This is a genomic window from Chryseobacterium candidae, assembly GCF_004916905.1.
Lineage (GTDB): Bacteria > Bacteroidota > Bacteroidia > Flavobacteriales > Weeksellaceae > Chryseobacterium > Chryseobacterium candidae.
Genome location: NZ_SDLV01000018.1, coordinates 1 through 20,274, shown reverse-complemented (window position 1 = coordinate 20,274; position 20,274 = coordinate 1). Strand labels below are relative to the sequence as shown.

Genomic DNA, 20,274 nt, shown 5'->3' with positions numbered 1-20,274 from the left:
TCTACTATTTTAAAAATTCAATATTATTAATCAGCCACTTATTTGCAAATATTTTCCAAAAGATTTGCCTATCTAAAAAATTCTTTGTTATTTTGCACTCTCAAATATTATACAAATAAGAACATCGAGATATGTCAAGAATTTGCCAAATAACAGGAAAGCGTGCAATGGTTGGTAACAACGTTTCTCACGCTAATAACAAAACGAAGCGTCGTTTTGAAATTAACTTATTAGAGAAGAAGTTTTACCTTCCGGAGCAAGATAAGCACGTTACACTGAAAGTATCAGCTCATGGATTGAGAGTGATTAACAAGATTGGAATCGAGGAAGCTATTGAAAGAGCTACTAGAAACGGATTGATTAAAAAGAATTAATAAATCATGGCAAAAAAAGGAAATAGAGTTCAAGTAATCCTTGAATGTACAGAGCACAAAGAAAGTGGTATGCCAGGAATGTCTAGATACATTTCTACAAAAAATAAAAAGAACACTACAGAAAGATTGGAATTGAAAAAATACAATCCTGTTCTTAAGAGATCTACCCTTCACAAAGAAATTAAGTAATTTATAAATAATAACTTACCATGGCAAAGAAAGTAGTAGCAACCCTACAAAGCGGTCAGTCTAAAAAGATGACTAAAGTGGTGAAAATGATTAAGTCTTCTAAATCAGGAGCTTACGTTTTCGAAGAAAAAGTAATGAATGCTGATGAAGTAGATGGTTATTTAAAAAAATAATCAGTACTTTGTTTACAATATAAAAAACTACTCATATTTTTGAGTAGTTTTTTTTTGTTATACTCATTTCATAAAAACACATTATGAGACAATTCTTTATTTTATTTTCCACGATACTGTTTACGGGGTCTCCCTACCATTCTCAAACTACTCAAAAGAAAATCAGTTCTCAGGAGAATGTAAAAATTATTATTTTAGGAAATATACAGGATGCCGGCTCCCCTCAGATCGGATGTCATAAAGAATGTTGTATAGACCTCTGGAAACACCCTCAGGAAAACAGAAAAGTAACTTCTCTGGGAGTCATTGATGAAATACTGCAGAAAAACTACATCTTCGATGCCAGCCCGGATTTTACCAGACAGGTAGAATTACTGATGGAGCATTCATCAGAACCGAGAAAGAAGGTACCTGATGGTATCTTTATCACCCATGCTCATATCGGACATTATACAGGTCTTATGTTTTTAGGAAAAGAGGGGATGAACTCCAGGGATATTCCTGTGTACACCATGCCGCGGCTTAAAAAGTTTTTCGAAAACAATGGGCCATGGTCTCAGCTGATCCGTTTGCAGAATATTATTCCTTATGAAATGCAGAATGAAACACCGATAAAGATGAACTCTCATTTAGAAGTTACTCCTATACAGGTTCCCCATCGTGATGAATATTCGGAAACCGTTGGTTTCATCATTAAAGGCCCTCATAAAAAAGCATTATTTATTCCGGATATAGACAAATGGAATAAATGGAAATACAATATTGCAGAGCTGATAAAAACAGTAGATTATGCATTTCTGGACGGTACATTCTATGACTCGGAAGAAATAGGATACAGAAATATTGAAGATATTCCACATCCATTGGTAGTGGAAAGTATGGAACTGTTTAAAAACCTGTCACCGGAACATAAAAAAAGAATTTTCTTTATCCACTTTAATCATACCAATAAAATTTTAAATCCGGAGAGCAGACAAAGTAAAGAGGTACTGGAAAAAGGATTTAATATTGCACGTATGGCAGATGAGTTTGAATTATAGCGACAATAAGTTTCATTGAGGAGACAGCAATAAAACTCTTGATAATTAACTTCAGGAAATAAAAATAATAAAGACTTTGTTTACATATAAAAAAACAACTCCTGTTTTGGGTAGTTTTTTTGTTATCTTTGCTCACCAGATTATTAATCAGTAAAGTATGAAAAAGATACTTGTTCTGGCCTGTACAGCAACTTTTCTATTTTCATTCAGTCAGAAAACAATGAATTCTGTAGAATATAAAAGTTCGCCAAAAGTTTTCACTATTAAAGGATTATCACAATCAGTAAGTATTGACTGTGGAAATTCTAAAATGATTTTATTATCAGGACAGGTTCCTCTGAACTCTGAAGGTAATCTTGTGGGAAATACTATTGAAGAGCAGACGCAGCAGGTTTTCAAAAATATTGAAAATATCCTGGAAGAATATGAAGGTACAGGAAAAGATATTATCAAACTGGTAATTTATACCACAGACATCAAAAAAACACCTGATTTCAGAAAAGTAAGGGATTTGCATGTCAACCTTCAAAACCCTCCCGTAAGCAGCCTTGTAGAAGTGAGCAGGCTTTTCAGAGATGATGTATTGATAGAAGTGGAAGCCACAGCAGTGATTAAAAATAAATAAGAATAAACTAAAACTATGAGTTGGTTTAAAAATATTTTCAAAAAAGAAGAAAAAGAAACCTTAGATAAAGGATTGGAAAAATCCAGCCAGGGATTCTTTGAAAAAATGACGAAAGCCGTAGTCGGTAAAAGCAAAGTAGATGATGAAGTTCTGGATGATCTGGAAGAAGTCCTGATTGCTTCCGATGTAGGTGCCTCTACCACGATCAAAATTATTGAAAGAATTGAGGAACGTGTTGCCAGAGATAAATATGTAGGCGTTAACGAACTTGACAAAATTCTCCGTGAAGAAATTTCGGGGTTATTGCTTGAAAACCCACATGCCGGTACGGGAAATATAGATACCTCCAAAAAACCATATGTCATTATGGTAGTAGGAGTAAATGGTGTGGGAAAAACAACAACTATCGGAAAACTGGCTCACCAGTTCAAATCGGAAGGTAAAAAAGTAGTTCTTGGAGCTGCGGATACCTTTAGAGCTGCTGCCGTTGACCAGCTTGTTATCTGGAGCGAAAGAGTGGGAGTTCCTATTATAAAACAGGAAATGGGATCAGATCCTGCCTCTGTGGCATTTGATACCGTACAAAGTGCGGTTGCTCAAAATGCAGACGTTGTCATCATCGATACTGCAGGAAGACTTCACAACAAGATCAACCTGATGAACGAGCTTTCCAAGATCAAAAGAGTGATGCAGAAAGTAATTCCTGATGCACCCCATGAGATTCTATTGGTACTTGACGGCTCTACAGGGCAGAATGCTTTTGAACAGGCAAAACAATTTACAGCAGCAACAGAAGTAAATGCTTTAGCAGTAACAAAGCTGGACGGAACAGCCAAAGGAGGTGTTGTTATCGGAATCTCCGATCAGTTTCAGATTCCGGTGAAATATATTGGTGTAGGCGAAAAAATGCAGGATTTACAACTTTTTAATGGTACGGAATTTGTAGACTCATTCTTCAAGAAAAGATGATTTATATCATGTTTTCCCTTATATTAGCAAACAATCATTTTAAATATTAACAATAAAAAAATTTGCAACTATGGGAATTATTACATGGATTCTATTTGGCCTTATCGCAGGTGCTATCGCTAAAATGATTATGCCGGGAACTCAGGGAGGAGGATGGCTTATCACTATTATTCTGGGAATTCTGGGAGCATTTGTAGGAGGAGCTATAGGAGTTTACGTTTTACACTGGGGAGATGTCACTTCATTCTGGAATCCGAGAAGCTGGATTCTCTCAATAGGAGGCGCATTAATTATCCTCTGGATTTACGGAATGGCTACAAAGAAAAGCTGATAATAACGTTGATAAAAATAAAATCCCGGATCTGAAATTTCAGATCCGGGATTTTTGTATACAATATAAAATTTAGTTAGTTGTTGATTCTAATCTGATAAGGCATTTCCATTTTCACCTCAGACTGTAGTTTTTTGTCTGTGATTTGCTGTAAAATTTCATAGTTGGACTTCCCTATCTTATTTTTAATAATTCTGGCAGAAACATCCTCTTCGTTCAGGTCTTTGAAGATTTGTTCAAACGGACTCATTTTCTTAGGGAACGCTTCTACGTGGTATGATTTTAATCCTGCTTTCTGTGCTGCAAACTTCACAGCATCTGTTAAAGTACCCAATTCGTCTACCAATCCTATTTCTTTTGCACGAACTCCGCTCCATACTCTACCGCCTCCTACATTATCAATCTGCTCAAAAGTTTTCTTTCTGTTCTGAGTTACAAAATGTACAAATCTTTTATAGGTACCCTCTACACTTTTTGTCATCATATTAACTCCATAAGGGGTTACACCGTTTAATCCGGAATAATACATCGAGTTGGCATTAGTAGAAACAATATCTGCACGGATTCCGTTTTTAGCGGCAATATCTTTATAGTAAGGCATCACTCCAAATACTCCGATAGAACCGGTAAGTGTATTAGGCTCTGAATAAATTTTATCCGCTGCCATGGCTACATAATATCCACCTGATGCTGCATAGTCTCCAAAAGAAACGATCAGTGGTTTTTTCTTTTTCAGCCGCTGTAATTCAAATAAGATTTCATCTGAAGCATTAGCACTTCCTCCCGGAGAGTTGATTCTGAAAACAACAGCTTTCACTTTATCATCCTCCTGAAGCTTTTTGATGTACTTCACATATTTCTCAGAATGAATATCACTGTATTCATCTCCATTATTAATAGATCCCGAAGCATACAATACTGCGATCTTTTCACCGGATTTATCCTCGTCCTCATAAGAATTGATATAACTTGTCAAAGAAATCTTGTTCAGCTTTTCTTTATCTTTCACATTGAGCTTCGCCTTAAGAAGATCTTCGTATTCTGATTTCTGGATCAGTTTATCCGCAAGTTTATATTGTAAGCTTTGCTCGGGAATCATTCCATATAAGCTGTCTGTAATCATTCTGAACTGAGCAGTATCAATTTTTCTTGAAGCAGCCATTTTACTGGAAGTGTTTTTCCACAGATCATTCAAGAGCGTACTTAACTGTTCTTTATTTTCAGGAGAAATATCATTTCTTATAAAAGGTTCTACCGCAGATTTGAATTTACCGTGACGGATGACTTCAATTCCGACCCCGTATTTATCTGCAAAATCCTTGAAGAAAGTAACCTCTGTAGAAAGACCTTTTAATTCTACCATTCCTGCCGGATGCAGATAATATTTATCCGCAACAGATCCCAAATAATAAGCAGACTGTGATACTCCGTTCCCATATGCATATACAAACTTTCCACTTTTCTTGAAATCTTCAATAGCATTTCTAAGATCATCAATCTGAGTAAGTCCTGCAGATAAATCATCAGCTTCTATACTGATTCCTTTAATATTATCATCAGTTTTTGCTTTATTGATGGCCTCTAAAGCATCATATATAAGGATACTTTTATTTTGGGCGCCTATACCGAATAATCCCATCTCTTCTTCCGTAGGACTATCGATTATATTGGTCTTTAAATTAATCGTAAGAACGGAGTTCTTTTTTACCGCCACCGACTTATCATTCCCCATCGCGCTAAACACAAGCATCATGATGAAAAAGATGAAAAATAGAGCGCAAAGTATGATAATTGCTACTATATTTGCCAAAACATTTTTAAAGAAACTTCTCATAAATCAATCAATTTTCTAATATGTCGCAGCATAAGGTCGTTTTGTTACTGGGAAGTAACTTAGGAGAGCAAAAAAAAAATATAGAGCTTGCATTAAAAAAGATCAATGAAGCCGGAAACAACATTTCACAAACTAGCGAATATTTAATGTCTGCCCCTGTAGAGTTTGTCAGTTCCAATATTTTTTGTAATATTGCAGCAATAATATTTACACATCTTTCACCAATTCAACTGCTTGATTGTATTAAGAATATAGAAGTTGAGATGGGAAGAATTAATGATTCAAAAGTATCCGGAGGTTATACAGACAGGATTATAGACATTGATATCATTAAGTATAATGAGTTAAATTTTAAATCAGAAAGATTAGAAATCCCTCATAAAAAACATCTTTTTGAAAGGGATTTTTCCAGAATATTATTAAAAGATTTTATTTAAAACATAAAACATATTGTATGAAATTAGGTTTATTATTATTGGCTACGTCATTGCCGATTGCAGCTTTCGCACAGAACAGCGGCACTACAGTAAACTCTTCCACAGAGTATCCTAATACATTCTCCTCAGGTTCCGCTAATGTAAAACCTTTTGACAATAAATCCAGACTTTTCAGAGACTGGTCTATTTCTGTCGGAGGAGGTCCTGCATTTATGGTACATTCCGATTTAAAATCTATCCGCAAGGATAAGACCAATTGGGGTTACAATGCTTACGTAAGCGTGGACAAACAAATCACACATGCATTCGGGCTAAGCCTTATGTATATGAGAGGAGAAACGAAACAGACAGCCCAGCTTCCCGGTGCTGCAGGTGTAAAATCAGGAGTAGCTACTGCTACAACACAGTTTGACAACATCTCTTTATTAGGAGATATCAACTTCTCGAACTTATTCAGAAGAGTAGACAACCACTCTCCATACAGATGGGCTTTCCATGGATATATGGGTATTGGACTTCAGGGATTCAGAACTTCACTGCATGATAATGACGAATTCAGATGGAGCACTACTCCAAGAAGAACTCCTTTGTTCATCAAGCAGGACATTGATATCAACTCTATCTTCTATCAGGGAGGTGTGGGAATAAAATACAATGTTTCAAAACTTATTGACGTTGAGGCAAGAACCATGTACATCATCAGTGGTGATGATGAATTCGATGGCGGCGGATGGGCAGATCCTAATGATTATGATCCTTCCACTCCAGGTTCAAAATATAACATGCTAAATTCGAGAAGATCTGATAACGCCTGGACAGTAAGTTTAGGATTATCTTTCAAACTAGGAAAGCATGAATCTCACCTGGCATGGCATGACCCGCTTCAGGAAGCTTATTACAGAACAAATGTTCTTGAAAACGCAAGTACCGATCTTGTTGTTTGCGAAAAAGGTGATGCAGACAATGATGGAGTATGCGATGACTGGGACAGACAGCTTGATACTCCTGCAGGAGCAAGAGTAGATGGTGCTGGTGTTGCTTTGGATATGGATCTTGATGGTGTTATTGACCTTTACGATAAATGCGTAACTGTTCCCGGACCTGTTGAAAATAACGGTTGTCCAGTAAAATAATTTAACAAACTTAAAATTCTTTTTCAAAAAAAGAAATCAAATAATAATACACGATGAAATTAAGTTTAGCAATTGTAGCATTAGCTTTGGCAATTCCTTCAGCCACGTATGCTCAAGACTCAACTGCAGATTCAAACGGAAAATACCCTAATACATTTTCTTCAGGATCTGCCAATGTTGCACCATTTACCAACAAATCCAAGAGATTTAATGATTGGTCTATTTCTGTAGGAGCAGGTGTTCCACTTCTTCAGTCAGCAGATTTGACCTCAATCAAAAATGGTAATGGTAAAAACCTTTTTGGTTATTCAGCATATGTAAGTATTGATAAAGCGATTACCCATGCTTTTGGGATCAATTTACAATATGACAGAGGCGAAACCAGACAAGGATGGTTCAATACTAAAAATGCAGCACCAGATGCTACAGCAGTAGGAGCAAGAACTCAGTATGACGCCATCTCTATCTTAGGAGATATTAACTTTTCAAACTTATTAAGAAGAGTTGATAACCACTCTACTTACAGATGGGCGCTTCATGGATATGCAGGTATCGGTACTATTGCATACAGAGCATACCAGAAAGACGGAAGTAACAGACAGACATTAATGACTGAAATCAAACCTTTCGAATTAGGTTCTATGTTCTTCCAGGCTGGTACAGGTCTTAAATTTAAAGTCAACAGAAGAATTGATATTGAAGGTAGATTAATGTATGTGGTAACCGGTGATGATGAATTTGACGGTGGCGGTGATGCTTACAGTGCTATCAACAAGCGTTCTGAGCAGGTTTCAGACAACTTCTTCAATGCTACTTTAGGTCTTTCTTTCAAATTAGGGAAGCATGAGTCTCATGTAATGTGGCATGACCCGCTTCAGGAGATCTATTATAAACTTGATGTACTGGCTAATAAAAATCAGGATATTGAAGTATGTAAAAAAGGTGATGCTGATAACGACGGGGTATGTGACGACTGGGACAGACAGCTTGATACTCCTGCAGGAGCAAGAGTGGATGGTGCCGGTGTTGCTCTTGATACAGACTTAGACGGTGTCATTGACCTTTACGATAAGTGTGTAACCGTTCCGGGACCTGTAGAAAATAACGGATGCCCTGTAGCAAAAAAAGACAATAACGAAACTGCTAAAGAGGTAGAAAAAACCCTGAAAGATATTTATTTCAATTTCAATAAAGCTACAATCAGACCTGAATCTAACGAAAAACTGGATCTGGCTGCTTCAATTATTAAAGAAAACGGAGGTAATTATCTGTTAACAGGACATACAGATATCAAAGGAAATGCAGCATACAACCTTAGACTGTCTAAAGAAAGAGCAGCCGCTGTAGTAGGTGCTCTGGAAAGCAGAGGCATCAATGAAAATGTGCTGAAGTCAAGAGGAGTAGGTTCTGCTGAAGCTACTATTCCTGCATCAGCTTCAGATGCTGAAAGAATGGCAGATAGAAAAGTTACGGTAAGATTTATAGAAAGTTCAGAATGGGATTCTATTAAAAAGAAAGACTATGAAGATGCTCCTGTAAAAAAAGCAGTAAAAAAAGTTCCTGCTAAGAAAAAGAAGAAATAATTTTCAAATACTTCATAAACCGAAAAGAATTGCTCTTTTCGGTTTATTTTTTTTCTACTACGAATTTTTTTACATACCTTTATCATTATTTTCAGGACAACTGTATAAAACACATTAGAAATCAGCAAGTTTGTCCTTGAAAAGAAAACCAACCCAAAATCACTTTTTAACGTAAAAAAAAATCATTTAAATAACTTAACTTAAAAAAATAACACTATGAAATTAAGTTTAGCAATTGTTGCATTAGCTTTGGCAATTCCTTCTGCCACGTATGCACAAGACTCAACGGCAGTTTCAAAAGGAGAATATCCTAATACATTTTCTTCGGGATCTGCTAATGTTTCCCCATTCACCAGTCAATCTAAAAGATTTAATGATTGGTCTATTTCTGCTGGGGTAGGTGTTCCACTTCTTCAATCAGCAGATTTAACCTCGATCAAAAATGGTAACGGTAAAAACCTTTTTGGATACTCAGCCTATGTAAGTATTGATAAAGCAATTACCCATGCTTTTGGGATCAATTTACAGTATGACAGAGGTGAAACCAGACAAGGATGGTTCAATACTAAAAATGCAGCACCAGATGCTACAGCAGTAGGAGCAAGAACTCAGTATGACGCCATCTCTATCTTAGGAGATATTAACTTTTCAAACTTATTAAGAAGAGTTGATAACCACTCTCCTTACAGATGGGCGCTTCATGGATATGCAGGTATTGGTACCATTGCATACAGAGCATACCAGAAAGACGGAAGTAACAGACTGACATTAATGACTGAAATCAAACCTTTCGAATTAGGTTCTATGTTCATGCAGGCTGGTACAGGTCTTAAATTTAAAGTCAACAGAAGAATTGATATTGAAGGTAGATTAATGTATGTGGTAACCGGTGATGATGAATTTGACGGTGGCGGAGATAAATACAGCGCTATCAACAAGCGTTCTGAGCAGGTTTCAGATAACTTCTTCAATGCTACTTTAGGTCTTTCTGTTAAACTTGGAAAGCACGAATCTCACTTAATGTGGCATGATCCGCTTCAGGAAATCTATTATAAACTTGATGTACTGGCTAATAAAAACCAGGATATCGAAGTATGTAAAAAAGGAGATGCTGATAACGACGGGGTATGCGACGACTGGGACAGACAACTTGATACTCCTGCAGGTGCAAGAGTGGACGGTGCCGGAGTTGCACTTGATACAGACTTAGACGGTGTAATTGACCTTTACGATAAGTGTGTAACCGTTCCAGGACCTGTTGAAAACAACGGATGTCCTGTAGCTACAACCGGACCTGTAGTAGAAACAGAAACTAAATTGGAAGGAATTGAATTTGATTTAAATTCTGACAGAATTTTACCATCAAATACTCCAATTTTAAATAATGCTGTAAATTACATTAATTCTTCAAGCGGTTCTTACAATGTAATCGGAGCTACTGATACAAGAGGTACTGATGCTTACAACCAAAAACTATCTGAAAGAAGAGCAAACAACGTTAAGAACTATCTGATCAAAAACGGTGTTCAGACAGGTAAACTACAGGCAGTAGGAAAAGGTGAAAAAGACCTTAAATATCCTGAATGTGAACCGGCTACGAAGTGCCCTGAATGGAAAAACAGAGCCAACAGAAGAGTATACTTCGAAGCTAAATAATAAATATATTGATATATCATATAAAAGTCACGCAGGGCGTGACTTTTTTTGTCCTAATTCTTTCCTTATTTTTACAACATGATTTCTCCGCAGGATTTTCAAAAGCTAAAATATGATACTCTTAAGTATTTCTGGGGTTATAACGACTTCAGAGATTCTCAGGAAGAAATTATCAATGCTGTCATCAACGAAAAAGATACCTTGGTTCTGTTACCTACAGGAGCAGGAAAATCTTTATGTTATCAATTACCCGCCTTATTGAAAGAAGGAACATGCCTTGTTGTATCTCCATTGCTTGCATTGATGAAAGATCAGGTCAATCAGCTTAAATCACGTGGGATAGAAGCAGAATATCTTTCATCTGAACTGGATGAATACGATGCCGAAACCATCTACGGCCGCTGCAAGGAAGGACTTACCAAACTACTCTATGTTTCTCCTGAGAGACTTACCAATACTCAGTTTATTCAAAACATGGAGGAAATTCAACTGTCATTCATTGCAGTTGATGAAGCGCACTGTATTTCAGAATGGGGCCAGGATTTCAGACCCAGCTATCAGAATATAAAAGGATTCAGAAGTAATAATCCTGAAATTCCCTGTCTTGCTTTAACGGCAACGGCAACCCCAAAAGTGCTTGAAGAAATCAAAAATAAACTGGAACTGAAAAATCCTTTTGTTTTTCAAAAAAGTTTCAAAAGAGAGAACATTAAAATCTTTACTGATGAAGTAGCTGATAAATTTCAGCGTGTTTTTGATATTTTAAAATACAGCAATGACTCCGGAATTGTCTATGTAAGAACAAGAAAAGAGGCAGAATTGCTGGCAGAATTTCTGAAGAAAAATCAACTGAAAAATGTGGATTATTTTCATGCCGGCCTGACAACCAAAGAAAAGAATGCAAGACAGAATCTTTGGAATAACAGCGATAATCATGTTCTTGTTTCTACCAATGCCTTTGGAATGGGTATCGATAAAGACAATGTTCGTTTTGTCATTCACTATTCCCCTGCTGCATCTCTGGAAAATTATTATCAGGAGATCGGGAGGGCAGGAAGAGATGGAAAAGACAGTTTTGCTTTCATGCTCTGGAATAAACAGGAACTTCTTAATTTTGATCAGGTTTTAAAAAATCAGACCCCAAACAAAGCTGAGTTTTTGAAGATCATTAGCTACCTCTACTCTATTTTTCAGGTAGCAGAATTTGAGCTTCCGGAAAAAACATTTCAACTGAATAATCTTAGTATACAGAATTTCACCAAACTGTCGAAAGCCAAGATCAGCAATGTACTCAATTTTCTCCATAACCAGGAAATTGTCTACTATAATGATTACAAAAGCCTGTCTTCAATCGAGCTGTTTATCAAAGCTGATGAGATAGACCTGCTGCCACAAAAGGACGCCTATTTTATAGAGCTTCTTTTCCGTAACATATCAGGGATTACCACCCACAAAGTAATGTTCAGTGAACAGCAGCTAAGCAACAAAATCAACATCAGTGTTCCTTTGATCAAAGAACGACTGAAAGAATTTCAGCAAAAGAACTATCTTGAATATATAGATGGAGCACTAGCCAGTATTAAATTCCTGAAACCCCGCGATGAAAGGGCCGTAAATAGTGCTTACTGGAAACTATTTGAACATATTCAGAGAAACAAAATTCAGAAATGGGAAGAGATGAAGTTTTATGTGGAAAACAATGACTACTGTAAAATGAAACTTATCCTGGCCTACTTTGGTGAAAAAAATTCAAAAAACTGTGGCCAGTGTTCTGTATGTGAAAAAAATAAGCAGTCTATCTTTGGAAAAAATATCTCCCAGCAGATCATTAATTTATTAGCTAAAAAATCAGCTACTATTGAAGAACTGTCTATCCAGCTCAGCTATCATTCCAAAGAAAATATCCTGGAAAATCTGATTTTCCTTTTGGATTCAGGAAAAGTAAGAATGCTCAACTTCAGAACATATGCGCTTAATCATGAGCAATGAGTAATGAGTAATGAGTAATGAGTAATGATAAACATTATGATCTCATCTCCTACTCTCAAACTCTCCTACCCTCTAACTCCAATATCTTCCGACTCTCAGATCAAAAACTTATCTTTGCAGCATGAAATCATTGAAAGTCGTTTTTTTAGGGACTCCTGAGTTTGCAAAAACTTCTCTGGAGGCCATCCATCAATCTCACCATCAGGTGGTAGGTGTAGTAACTGTGGCTGATAAAGCAAGCGGACGAGGACAGAAAATTCACCAATCACCGGTAAAAATCTATGCAGAAGAAAACAATATTCCTGTTTTCCAGCCGGAAAAGTTGAGAAATCCAGAGTTTCTGGAAGAACTTAAAAAACTGGAAGCTGATGTCTTTGTAGTGGTAGCGTTCAGAATGATGCCTAAGGTACTTTTTGAAATGCCTAAAATGGGAACCTTCAATCTTCATGCTTCATTACTTCCCGACTACAGAGGTGCAGCTCCTATTAATTACGCAGTAATCAATGGAGAAGAAAAAACCGGAGCCACTACTTTCTTTATTAATGAAAAAATTGATGAAGGAAATATTCTTCTTCAGCAGGAAATAGAAATTTTACCGGATGAAAATGCGGGAAGCCTTCACGACAGACTGATGGAAATGGGTTCAGGACTTGTTGTTAAGACACTGGATGGTCTTGCTGAAAATGCTATTGAAGAAAAGCCCCAGCCACACGTAGAATATCCTAAAAACGCTTATAAAATTTTTAAAGAAGATACGAGAATCAATTGGGAACAGCCTTCAAAAACCGTTCATCAGTTTATTCTGGGAATGTCCCCTTATCCTGCAGCTTTCACCACTTTAAAAATTGAAAACGAAGAAAAAGGATTAAAAATATTCGGAGGGAAATTTGAACTTTCTGATCACGGAAAACCAGCCGGAAGTCTCGATATTTCTAAAAATGAATTTAAAATCTATACTCAGGACGGAATCTATTATCCTTTGGAACTTCAGCTGGAAGGTAAAAAAAGGATGATGGTAAAAGATTTTCTGAATGGCTTCCGAAATTTTGACGGAATTACATTAAACTAAAATAGATCTTTATCTGACATAGAAAAGTCCCGAAAGCGTTTACAGATAAACTTTCGGGACTTTTTATTTTTCAGCCATCAGCTTTTACTGACAATTTTCTTCCGGATTCTGCTTATAAATTCCGGTGTTACTCCCAGATAGGCCGCAATCTGAATATTGGTAAGACGGTGTGCTGTCTGTGGATAATCTTTTAAAAACTCAACATAACGTTCATCTGAAGGCTTGCTTAGATTATCAATAATTCTACGCTGCAATGCTATTATTGATTTTTGAAACTTAAGTCTCATTAATCTTTCAATCTCCGGCATTTCAGCATATAATTCTTCTTTTTCATTTTTGGGAATAAGAAGAATCTCGCTATCCTCAAGCGCCTGAATATTGAGCTTTGAAGGAATACGATTCACAAAACTATCAATATCGGAGATCCACCAGTTTTCAATTCCAAAATACAATATCTGTTCGGCTGCATTATGATGGGTATGAAAAACTTTAAAACATCCGCTTACCACGAATCCTTCAAATTCGCAGATCTCCCCTTCTTTTAAAAGAAATTCTTTTTTCTTTATTTTCCGAAGCATGAAGGCACTGCAGTATTTTTCAAGCTTTTCGTCTGAAATATCAATATATTCCCGGATATGTTTCTTTAAGGACTCAGTCATCGTTTAAAAATAAAAAGGTTTAGAAAAATCCTAAACCTTATATTTTGTATTACAAGCAGTTATTTATTGCGAAAATAATTCACTACTGCCCGTTCATTTTTTACAATTGCACCATTTCAGTAACCTCTACATCATATCCTCCAACCTGAGGTTTGATATTAGGGTTTTGAGTAATTACTTTGAACTTATTGATTCCTAAATTCTTCAGGATCTGCGTTCCGATTCCATAATCTCTGTAATTGTACGCCAGTGTAGGATGCTGCTCCTGGCCGTCCTGATAGTTCAGAAACTGCTGAAGTTTTCTCAACGTATTTTCAGAATTAGAAACGTTGTTGATGAAAATAATAGCGCCTTTTCCTGCCTCATTTACCATATTGGTTACCTTTTCCAATAGCGGTTTCTCACCATTATTTAATCTGGTCAATACATCAAAATAAGAATCTGAAGACTGTACTCTTACCAAAACAGGCTCATCTACTGTCCATGCTCCTTTTGTCAATGCAAAGTGGATCTGATCATTGGACGTTTCTCTGAAAGCATAAAAATCAAAATCACCGTAATGCGTTTTTACTTTTTTCTCTTCAAGTCTTTCTACCAGATTACCTTTTTTAAGCTGATAGTGGATCAGATCTTCGATAGAAACGATCTTCATGTTATGCTTTTGAGCAAAAGTGTGAAGTTCAGGCAGACGGGACATGGTACCATCTTCATTCATGATCTCACAGATCACTCCTCCTTCTTTCAAACCTGCTAAATGTGTAAGATCAATGGCAGCCTCAGTATGTCCGGCTCTTTTCAATACACCACCTTTTCTTGCACGAAGCGGGAAAATGTGACCAGGTCTCATAAAATCTGTAGGTTTGGATTTCTCATCCATCAGTGCTAAAATAGTTTTTGCTCTGTCTCCTGCAGAAATTCCGGTAGATGTTCCGTTTCCTAAAAGGTCTACTGATACAGTAAAAGCCGTTTCTTTAGGATCACTGCTTCTGCTTACCATTACTTCAAGGCCAAGTTCATCACATCTTTTTTCCGGAAGCGGCATACAGATCAGCCCTCTTCCGTGAAGGGCCATAAAATTGATAATTTCCGGCGTTGTCAGTTCTGCAGCGCAAAGAAAATCGCCTTCATTTTCTCTGTCTTCATCATCTACTACTATGATTATTTTACCATTTTTAAGGTCTTCAATAGCCTCTGGAATAGTATTTAATTTAATATCGGACATTTTTACTTTTTATTTTTGCAAAGATACTCATAAAAATAAGCATCTGCCAACTAATTATGAATGGTTTATTAAGCTTTGGATAAGGAGTTAGCCGCCTCTCTGAAAATCTCGTAAGATCTCAATCTTTTCTGATGATTGTAGATATGTGAATTGATCATCAGTTCATCTACCTGGAATCTTTCCTGAAAATCTGTAAGCTTTTCCTGAATTTCGGACTGATCTCCAATAAAAGTATATCTCAGTTTCTGCAACACCATGGATTTTTCCATCGGTGACCAGATTTCATCCATATCATCCACCGGTGGAGCAAAAGGTTTTCTGTCGTTTCTTATAATATTGATGAATGCCTGGAATAAAGTCGTCGCGATTTTATGAGCTTCCTCAGAAGTTTCAGCTGCTACGCCATTAACACAGGCAATGATATAAGGTTTATCCAGATATTTTGACGGTTCAAAATGCTCTCTGTAGATTTTAAAAGCCATTTCCATCTGCTCAGGAGCAAAATGTCCTGCAAATGCATAAGGCAAACCAAGTTCCGCAGCCAGCCACGCACTGTCTGTACTTGATCCCAGAATATATAATGGAATATCCAGCCCTTCTCCCGGAATGGCACGAACCATTGCATCCGAATTTTCTTTTGAAAAATATCTTTGAAGTTCGAGAATTTGTCTTGGGAACTGTTCATTAATAATCGCAGGATTTCTTCCCAAAGCCTGTGCTGTGAGTCCGTCTGTTCCCGGAGCCCTTCCTAAACCAAGGTCAATTCTTCCCGGAAACAGAGATTCCAGAGTACCAAATTGTTCTGCAATAATCAGAGAACTGTGATTCGGAAGCATAATCCCTCCTGAACCTACTCTGATTTTTTTCGTTCCGTTAGCGATGAAACCTATTAAAACAGAGGTTGCAGAGCTTGCAATACTTTCCATATTGTGGTGTTCTGCCAGCCAGAATCTTTTATAATGTAAATTTTCAGCGTGATTGGCCAGTGATAAGCTGTCCTGAAAAGTATCATGAATGCTTTTGCCCTGCTTTACAGGTGCAAGATCTAAAACAGAAATTTCAAAATTTTTCATGTTATGATGTTAATTTTTCTTTAGTTGAAAAACAAGGCAAATTTAAAACATAAAAACCTCATTAGTTACTTTTTGTAATTAATAAAAACAATTGATCAGTTCAGGGAAAAACTATTGGAATAAAATTTTTGTATACATCGTTTTGTCTATATGATTTTAAAATTAAATAATCATATTAAAAATGTATTTCAACAAAAATAATTCAATAAAAAGAGACATATTTATTATATTCGTATACCAAATTTTAAAAACTTTAATATGAACAAAAAAACAAACAGCCTGTTTTGTAAGCAGATGCTGACAGGAAAAACTGTCTTTATGAGTTTTCTTATTGCTGCTACATTTTCCTCTTGCAGTAAGAACAATGAAGAAATTATTTCCGAAGCACAAACGAATGCCTTCAACGCAGACAATGTAAAAAAGGGACAATTGAACGGCCAGGAAATTACCTATGAAAGAAAAAACGGAATGAATTTTTTCCAGGAAGATATTGTTCTTACTGATAAACAGTTATCCGAAGGAAATGAAGTTAATAAAGGGGGTGCCAGCTATTCAAGATGGCCCAATGGTAAAATTTATTATACCATTGCCAGCAATATGGGTTCTATCAATGTCAATAAAATCAACTCTGCGATCAGCGAGTATAATAATAAAACCAATACTCAGTGGATCTACCGTACCAATCAGTCCAATTATGTTGAATTTATTTTCGGAAGCTCATCAGGATCGGATGGTTGGGCTCATATAGGATATCGGGGCGGAAAACAAACGGTTTCTCTGGATCAGTACATTTCTGTAGGATCAGTGATTCATGAAATGGGACATACGGTAGGACTTTACCATGAGCATACGCGTAAAGACAGAGATCAATATGTAAAAATCCTGTGGAACAATATCCAAAACGGACAATCTTATAATTTCAATATCTATAATTCCGGAACAGATATAGGGCCATTCAATATTAATTCTGTGATGATGTACTGGCCAACCTCTTATTCTAAAAATGGGCTTCCAACAATTACCAGAGCTGATAATAGTAATTTCACTTATAACAGAACCGGATTCACAACCGGAGATATCAATACTATCAATGCGATGTATCCTTAAATTTTTAAGAATCGCTTATTAATCAAAAAAAGAACTCTTACGAGTTCTTTTCCTTTTTATAATTATAGTGATTAATTAAAATCCTGATTTCGTTAAATTCAAAATGACTTGGCAGTGCATTCTTCCACTCGGTTAAAGTTTCGTGTGGATTTTTGTAGAATTCATCTTCAAAAGCTTTGATCTTGTCTGAAGTAATGACTCTGGCAATGTCCAGCAATCCCTGTTCTGCAAATTTGGCAAGGTGTCCGATAACAGTTTCTTTCACCAACCCTCTTTCTAAGGCAATTTCTCCGATAGTTTTCCCCTGTTCAAACAGCTGGAAGGTTAAAACCTGAGAAGGAACTTTAGCAATTTTAAGATTGATTTCCTTATCATTCTTTTCATCTAAAAGTTTCTTTTCCAGTAAGTGAATATCTCTCAGACTGTTCAGATACTCTTCAATATCTTCCAGCCAGTTTTTAAATTCTTCGTTATATTGTTTTAAACCTTTTGCACCTTTTATTTCAGCATAAAATTCTTTTAAAGGATCGAAAATTTTATTTCTGATTTCTGTAAAGAAGAAGTTGACAGCTCCTTTTGATTTGCTTTCAATTTCGGACCATTCTTCTTTTTGTTCAATAAAATGATTAACCTTCTGAAAAATGATACGTTCCAGCTTCTCAAAAATTTTCCCAAGATTGACCGCTTCATGTTTCAACTGAAGATAAAGCTGTTTGGTTTTAACATGATCAATATTTTTAGTGACAATAGAAAGATTATTCCACTCTTCCACTTCTTTCAAAAACCATGTACAGTCTAATGTACGCAATACTTTTCTGATGCTGTAATCATATTTTTCCTGATTCAGAATTGCTTCAACATGATCATTGGCAATAGTATCCGTATGGAAATGCAGAATCCTGTTATCTTTGAAAATAACTTCAGGAGTAATTTTTGATTTCAAAACAATCCCTTCCAGTGTTCTGCAGCGGGATAAAGCCACATACACCTGACCGGCAGTAAAACTTTTCCCGGCATCAATAATGACTTTATCAAACGTTAATCCCTGACTTTTGTGAATGGTAACCGCCCATGCTAATTTTATAGGAAACTGTTCGAAACTTCCCAGCACTTCTTCTTTGATATTTTTATCCGTATCAAGGAAATATTTTTTCTGTTCCCAGGTTTCTCTTTTTACCACAATTTCCCTTTCACTTTCATCCAGAACAACACGGATTTCATTTTCATCCAACCCGATAATCTCGCCCAGTTTTCCGTTAAAATATTTCTTTTCTCCGGAAATATCATTTCGGATAAACATAATCTGGGCTCCTATTTTCAGTTCCAGAAACTGGTCATTAGGAAACTGGTTCTCTTTAAAGTCTCCTACCAGTTTAGCTTCATAAATCTGAGGATCTACTTTTATTTCAGCTAATTTTTCCTGATTAATCTCATCTGCCATTTTGTTGTGAGAACACAGATACACATAGGATTCTTTTCCCATATCAAAGTCAGGATCATACCTTTCATTGAGATGATTAAAATCTATATTATCCACATCACCGTCACGGATCGCATTCAGAATTTCCAGAAACTCTTCATCAGACTGTCTGTATACTTTTGTCAGCTCAATGGTAACAATAGGAATTTCCTTAATGGCGTGGCTGTCAAAAAAGAAGGGTGAATTGTAATACATTTTCAGGATATGCTCATCCCTTACCACCGGAGGAAGCTGAAACAAATCTCCAATAAAAAGCATCTGTACCCCTCCAAATCTCTGATTATTCCTTCTGATGAATCTCAAAGAGAAATCCATCATATCCAAAACATCAGCTCTCAGCATTGAAACCTCATCGATAATAATGATTTCAACCTCTCTCAGAAGTTTCAGTTTATCTTTGCGGTATTTAAAATGAGGCATCAGATCGGCAATATTATTGGCCAAACTGGTATCTATCCTTTCTGTAGTAGGAAGAAAGGTTCTTAACGGCAGCCCAAACATGGAATGGATTGTTACTCCTCCTGCATTAATGGCAGCAATTCCCGTGGGAGCCACTACAATATGCTTTTTCTTTGTACGCCTTACAAAATCATTAAGAAATGTCGTCTTTCCTGTTCCGGCTTTCCCGGTTAAAAAAACGCTTCTGTTGGTATATTCTATTAAGTCAAAAAAATGATTATTCATCTTCGTCAAAAATACGGAAATGAATTTGAATTTCTTACCTTGGCATAAGTTTTGAAAAATTATAAAAAAGAAAACGTTTATTGTGAAAAAATTATTCTTTCATATTCCGGCAATAGTACTGTGTTCTACATTAACATTGGTTTCATGTAATACATCAAAGAATGCCAATACCAATCTTCCTATTGATATTGCAGACAGGCCTGCTGACGCAGAAAGTCAGAAATACGAACAGGCACAGCTGGATAGATTAAAAGCTTCCATTGAATCTGAAGTATCAGGAGAAAAATGTACGGATGCGAGTGAATGGACATTTGCTCCTATGGGGTCAAAATCCTGTGGCGGCCCTCAGCAATACATTGCCTATCCTAAGAAAATAGAAGAGACTTTCCTGCAAAGAGTGAATGAGTATACGGATAAAGTGAAAGCTTTTAATGAAAAGTATAATATTGCGTCTGACTGTATGATGATCACGCCGCCTACGTCTGTCAAATGTGTCAATGGCAAGATCAGACTTATTACACCGGACAATAATTAACAATAAAGCAAAGGTTCTATATCAAATCGAAAAAGCTCTGTTTCAGAACAGAGCTTTTATATTTATTTTGTCCCGTCCTAAAATAAGTTGACACTTAATCAACTTATATTAT

Annotated in this window: 19 protein-coding genes and 1 pseudogene; 15 read left to right on the top strand and 5 right to left on the bottom strand. The window is 36.3% G+C overall.

Annotated elements, in window-relative coordinates; all coding sequences use genetic code 11:
* The first annotated feature begins 131 nt into the window (after positions 1–131).
* From rpmB to EK417_RS09575, 7 genes are all read left to right on the top strand, one after another.
* Positions 132–374 carry a 50S ribosomal protein L28 gene (rpmB, locus tag EK417_RS09605; RefSeq protein WP_002976757.1) on the top strand — a complete coding sequence of 81 codons (243 nt, stop codon included), beginning with the start codon at positions 132–134 and terminating at the stop codon, positions 372–374.
* Between the two features lie 6 nt (positions 375–380).
* Entirely contained in the window at positions 381–563 is a 183-nt protein-coding gene (gene rpmG / locus EK417_RS09600) for a 50S ribosomal protein L33 (protein ID WP_027373683.1), read from the top strand.
* Positions 564–583: 20 nt separating this feature from the next.
* Positions 584–736 carry a DUF4295 domain-containing protein gene (locus tag EK417_RS09595; protein ID WP_073175385.1) on the top strand — a complete coding sequence of 51 codons (153 nt, stop codon included), beginning with the start codon at positions 584–586 and terminating at the stop codon, positions 734–736.
* Positions 737–819: 83 nt separating this feature from the next.
* Positions 820–1,776, top strand: a complete 957-nt coding sequence (locus EK417_RS09590) for an MBL fold metallo-hydrolase (protein WP_136522054.1) — start codon at positions 820–822, stop codon at positions 1,774–1,776.
* 157 nt (positions 1,777–1,933) lie between these two features.
* Entirely contained in the window at positions 1,934–2,401 is a 468-nt protein-coding gene (locus tag EK417_RS09585) for a RidA family protein (protein ID WP_076595871.1), read from the top strand.
* Positions 2,402–2,416: 15 nt separating this feature from the next.
* A complete protein-coding gene (gene ftsY / locus EK417_RS09580; protein WP_076595870.1) occupies positions 2,417–3,370 on the top strand; it encodes a signal recognition particle-docking protein FtsY in 954 nt (317 codons plus the stop codon).
* 70 nt (positions 3,371–3,440) lie between these two features.
* Complete coding sequence (locus tag EK417_RS09575; protein ID WP_034694983.1) at positions 3,441–3,701, top strand: GlsB/YeaQ/YmgE family stress response membrane protein; 261 nt, start codon at positions 3,441–3,443, stop codon at positions 3,699–3,701.
* A gap of 76 nt (positions 3,702–3,777) precedes the next feature.
* On the opposite strand, the gene sppA is transcribed toward EK417_RS09575, so the two are convergent.
* A complete protein-coding gene (gene sppA / locus EK417_RS09570; protein WP_110367039.1) occupies positions 3,778–5,535 on the bottom strand; it encodes a signal peptide peptidase SppA in 1,758 nt (585 codons plus the stop codon).
* A gap of 20 nt (positions 5,536–5,555) precedes the next feature.
* Here sppA and folK point away from each other — a divergent pair, with 20 nt between their 5' ends.
* From folK to fmt, 6 genes and pseudogenes are all read left to right on the top strand, one after another.
* Positions 5,556–5,972, top strand: coding sequence for a 2-amino-4-hydroxy-6-hydroxymethyldihydropteridine diphosphokinase (folK, locus tag EK417_RS09565; protein WP_076595868.1), 417 nt, complete (start codon positions 5,556–5,558; stop codon positions 5,970–5,972).
* Positions 5,973–5,989: 17 nt separating this feature from the next.
* Positions 5,990–7,096: pseudogene (locus EK417_RS09560) on the top strand (OmpA family protein); the annotation flags it as partial.
* 62 nt (positions 7,097–7,158) lie between these two features.
* Positions 7,159–8,688 carry an OmpA family protein gene (locus EK417_RS09555; RefSeq protein ID WP_076595866.1) on the top strand — a complete coding sequence of 510 codons (1,530 nt, stop codon included), beginning with the start codon at positions 7,159–7,161 and terminating at the stop codon, positions 8,686–8,688.
* A gap of 216 nt (positions 8,689–8,904) precedes the next feature.
* Positions 8,905–10,344 (top strand): OmpA family protein, encoded by a 1,440-nt coding sequence (locus tag EK417_RS09550; protein WP_136522053.1) that lies wholly within the window; start codon positions 8,905–8,907, stop codon positions 10,342–10,344.
* 78 nt (positions 10,345–10,422) lie between these two features.
* Positions 10,423–12,333: a RecQ family ATP-dependent DNA helicase gene (locus EK417_RS09545; protein WP_076595864.1), complete on the top strand. Its 1,911-nt coding sequence runs from the start codon at positions 10,423–10,425 to the stop codon at positions 12,331–12,333.
* A 121-nt stretch (positions 12,334–12,454) separates the two neighbouring features.
* Entirely contained in the window at positions 12,455–13,402 is a 948-nt protein-coding gene (gene fmt, locus EK417_RS09540; RefSeq protein WP_110367037.1) for a methionyl-tRNA formyltransferase, read from the top strand.
* Between the two features lie 77 nt (positions 13,403–13,479).
* Here the strand turns inward: fmt and EK417_RS09535 are convergent, their stop codons facing one another.
* The 3 genes from EK417_RS09535 to EK417_RS09525 all read right to left on the bottom strand — a co-directional run bounded on the left by EK417_RS09535 (position 13,480) and on the right by EK417_RS09525 (position 16,356).
* Entirely contained in the window at positions 13,480–14,061 is a 582-nt protein-coding gene (locus EK417_RS09535) for a Crp/Fnr family transcriptional regulator (RefSeq protein ID WP_076595862.1), read from the bottom strand.
* A gap of 100 nt (positions 14,062–14,161) precedes the next feature.
* Complete coding sequence (gene ribB, locus EK417_RS09530) at positions 14,162–15,283, bottom strand: 3,4-dihydroxy-2-butanone-4-phosphate synthase (protein WP_110367036.1); 1,122 nt, start codon at positions 15,281–15,283, stop codon at positions 14,162–14,164.
* A gap of 68 nt (positions 15,284–15,351) precedes the next feature.
* Positions 15,352–16,356, bottom strand: coding sequence for an LLM class flavin-dependent oxidoreductase (locus EK417_RS09525; protein WP_136522052.1), 1,005 nt, complete (start codon positions 16,354–16,356; stop codon positions 15,352–15,354).
* A gap of 258 nt (positions 16,357–16,614) precedes the next feature.
* Here EK417_RS09525 and EK417_RS09520 point away from each other — a divergent pair, with 258 nt between their 5' ends.
* Positions 16,615–17,463: a M12 family metallopeptidase gene (locus EK417_RS09520; RefSeq protein WP_136522051.1), complete on the top strand. Its 849-nt coding sequence runs from the start codon at positions 16,615–16,617 to the stop codon at positions 17,461–17,463.
* Positions 17,464–17,500: 37 nt separating this feature from the next.
* Here the strand turns inward: EK417_RS09520 and EK417_RS09515 are convergent, their stop codons facing one another.
* Complete coding sequence (locus EK417_RS09515) at positions 17,501–19,627, bottom strand: helix-turn-helix domain-containing protein (RefSeq protein WP_136522050.1); 2,127 nt, start codon at positions 19,625–19,627, stop codon at positions 17,501–17,503.
* A gap of 82 nt (positions 19,628–19,709) precedes the next feature.
* Here EK417_RS09515 and EK417_RS09510 point away from each other — a divergent pair, with 82 nt between their 5' ends.
* Complete coding sequence (locus EK417_RS09510; protein ID WP_136522049.1) at positions 19,710–20,162, top strand: hypothetical protein; 453 nt, start codon at positions 19,710–19,712, stop codon at positions 20,160–20,162.
* Positions 20,163–20,274 lie beyond the last annotated feature (112 nt).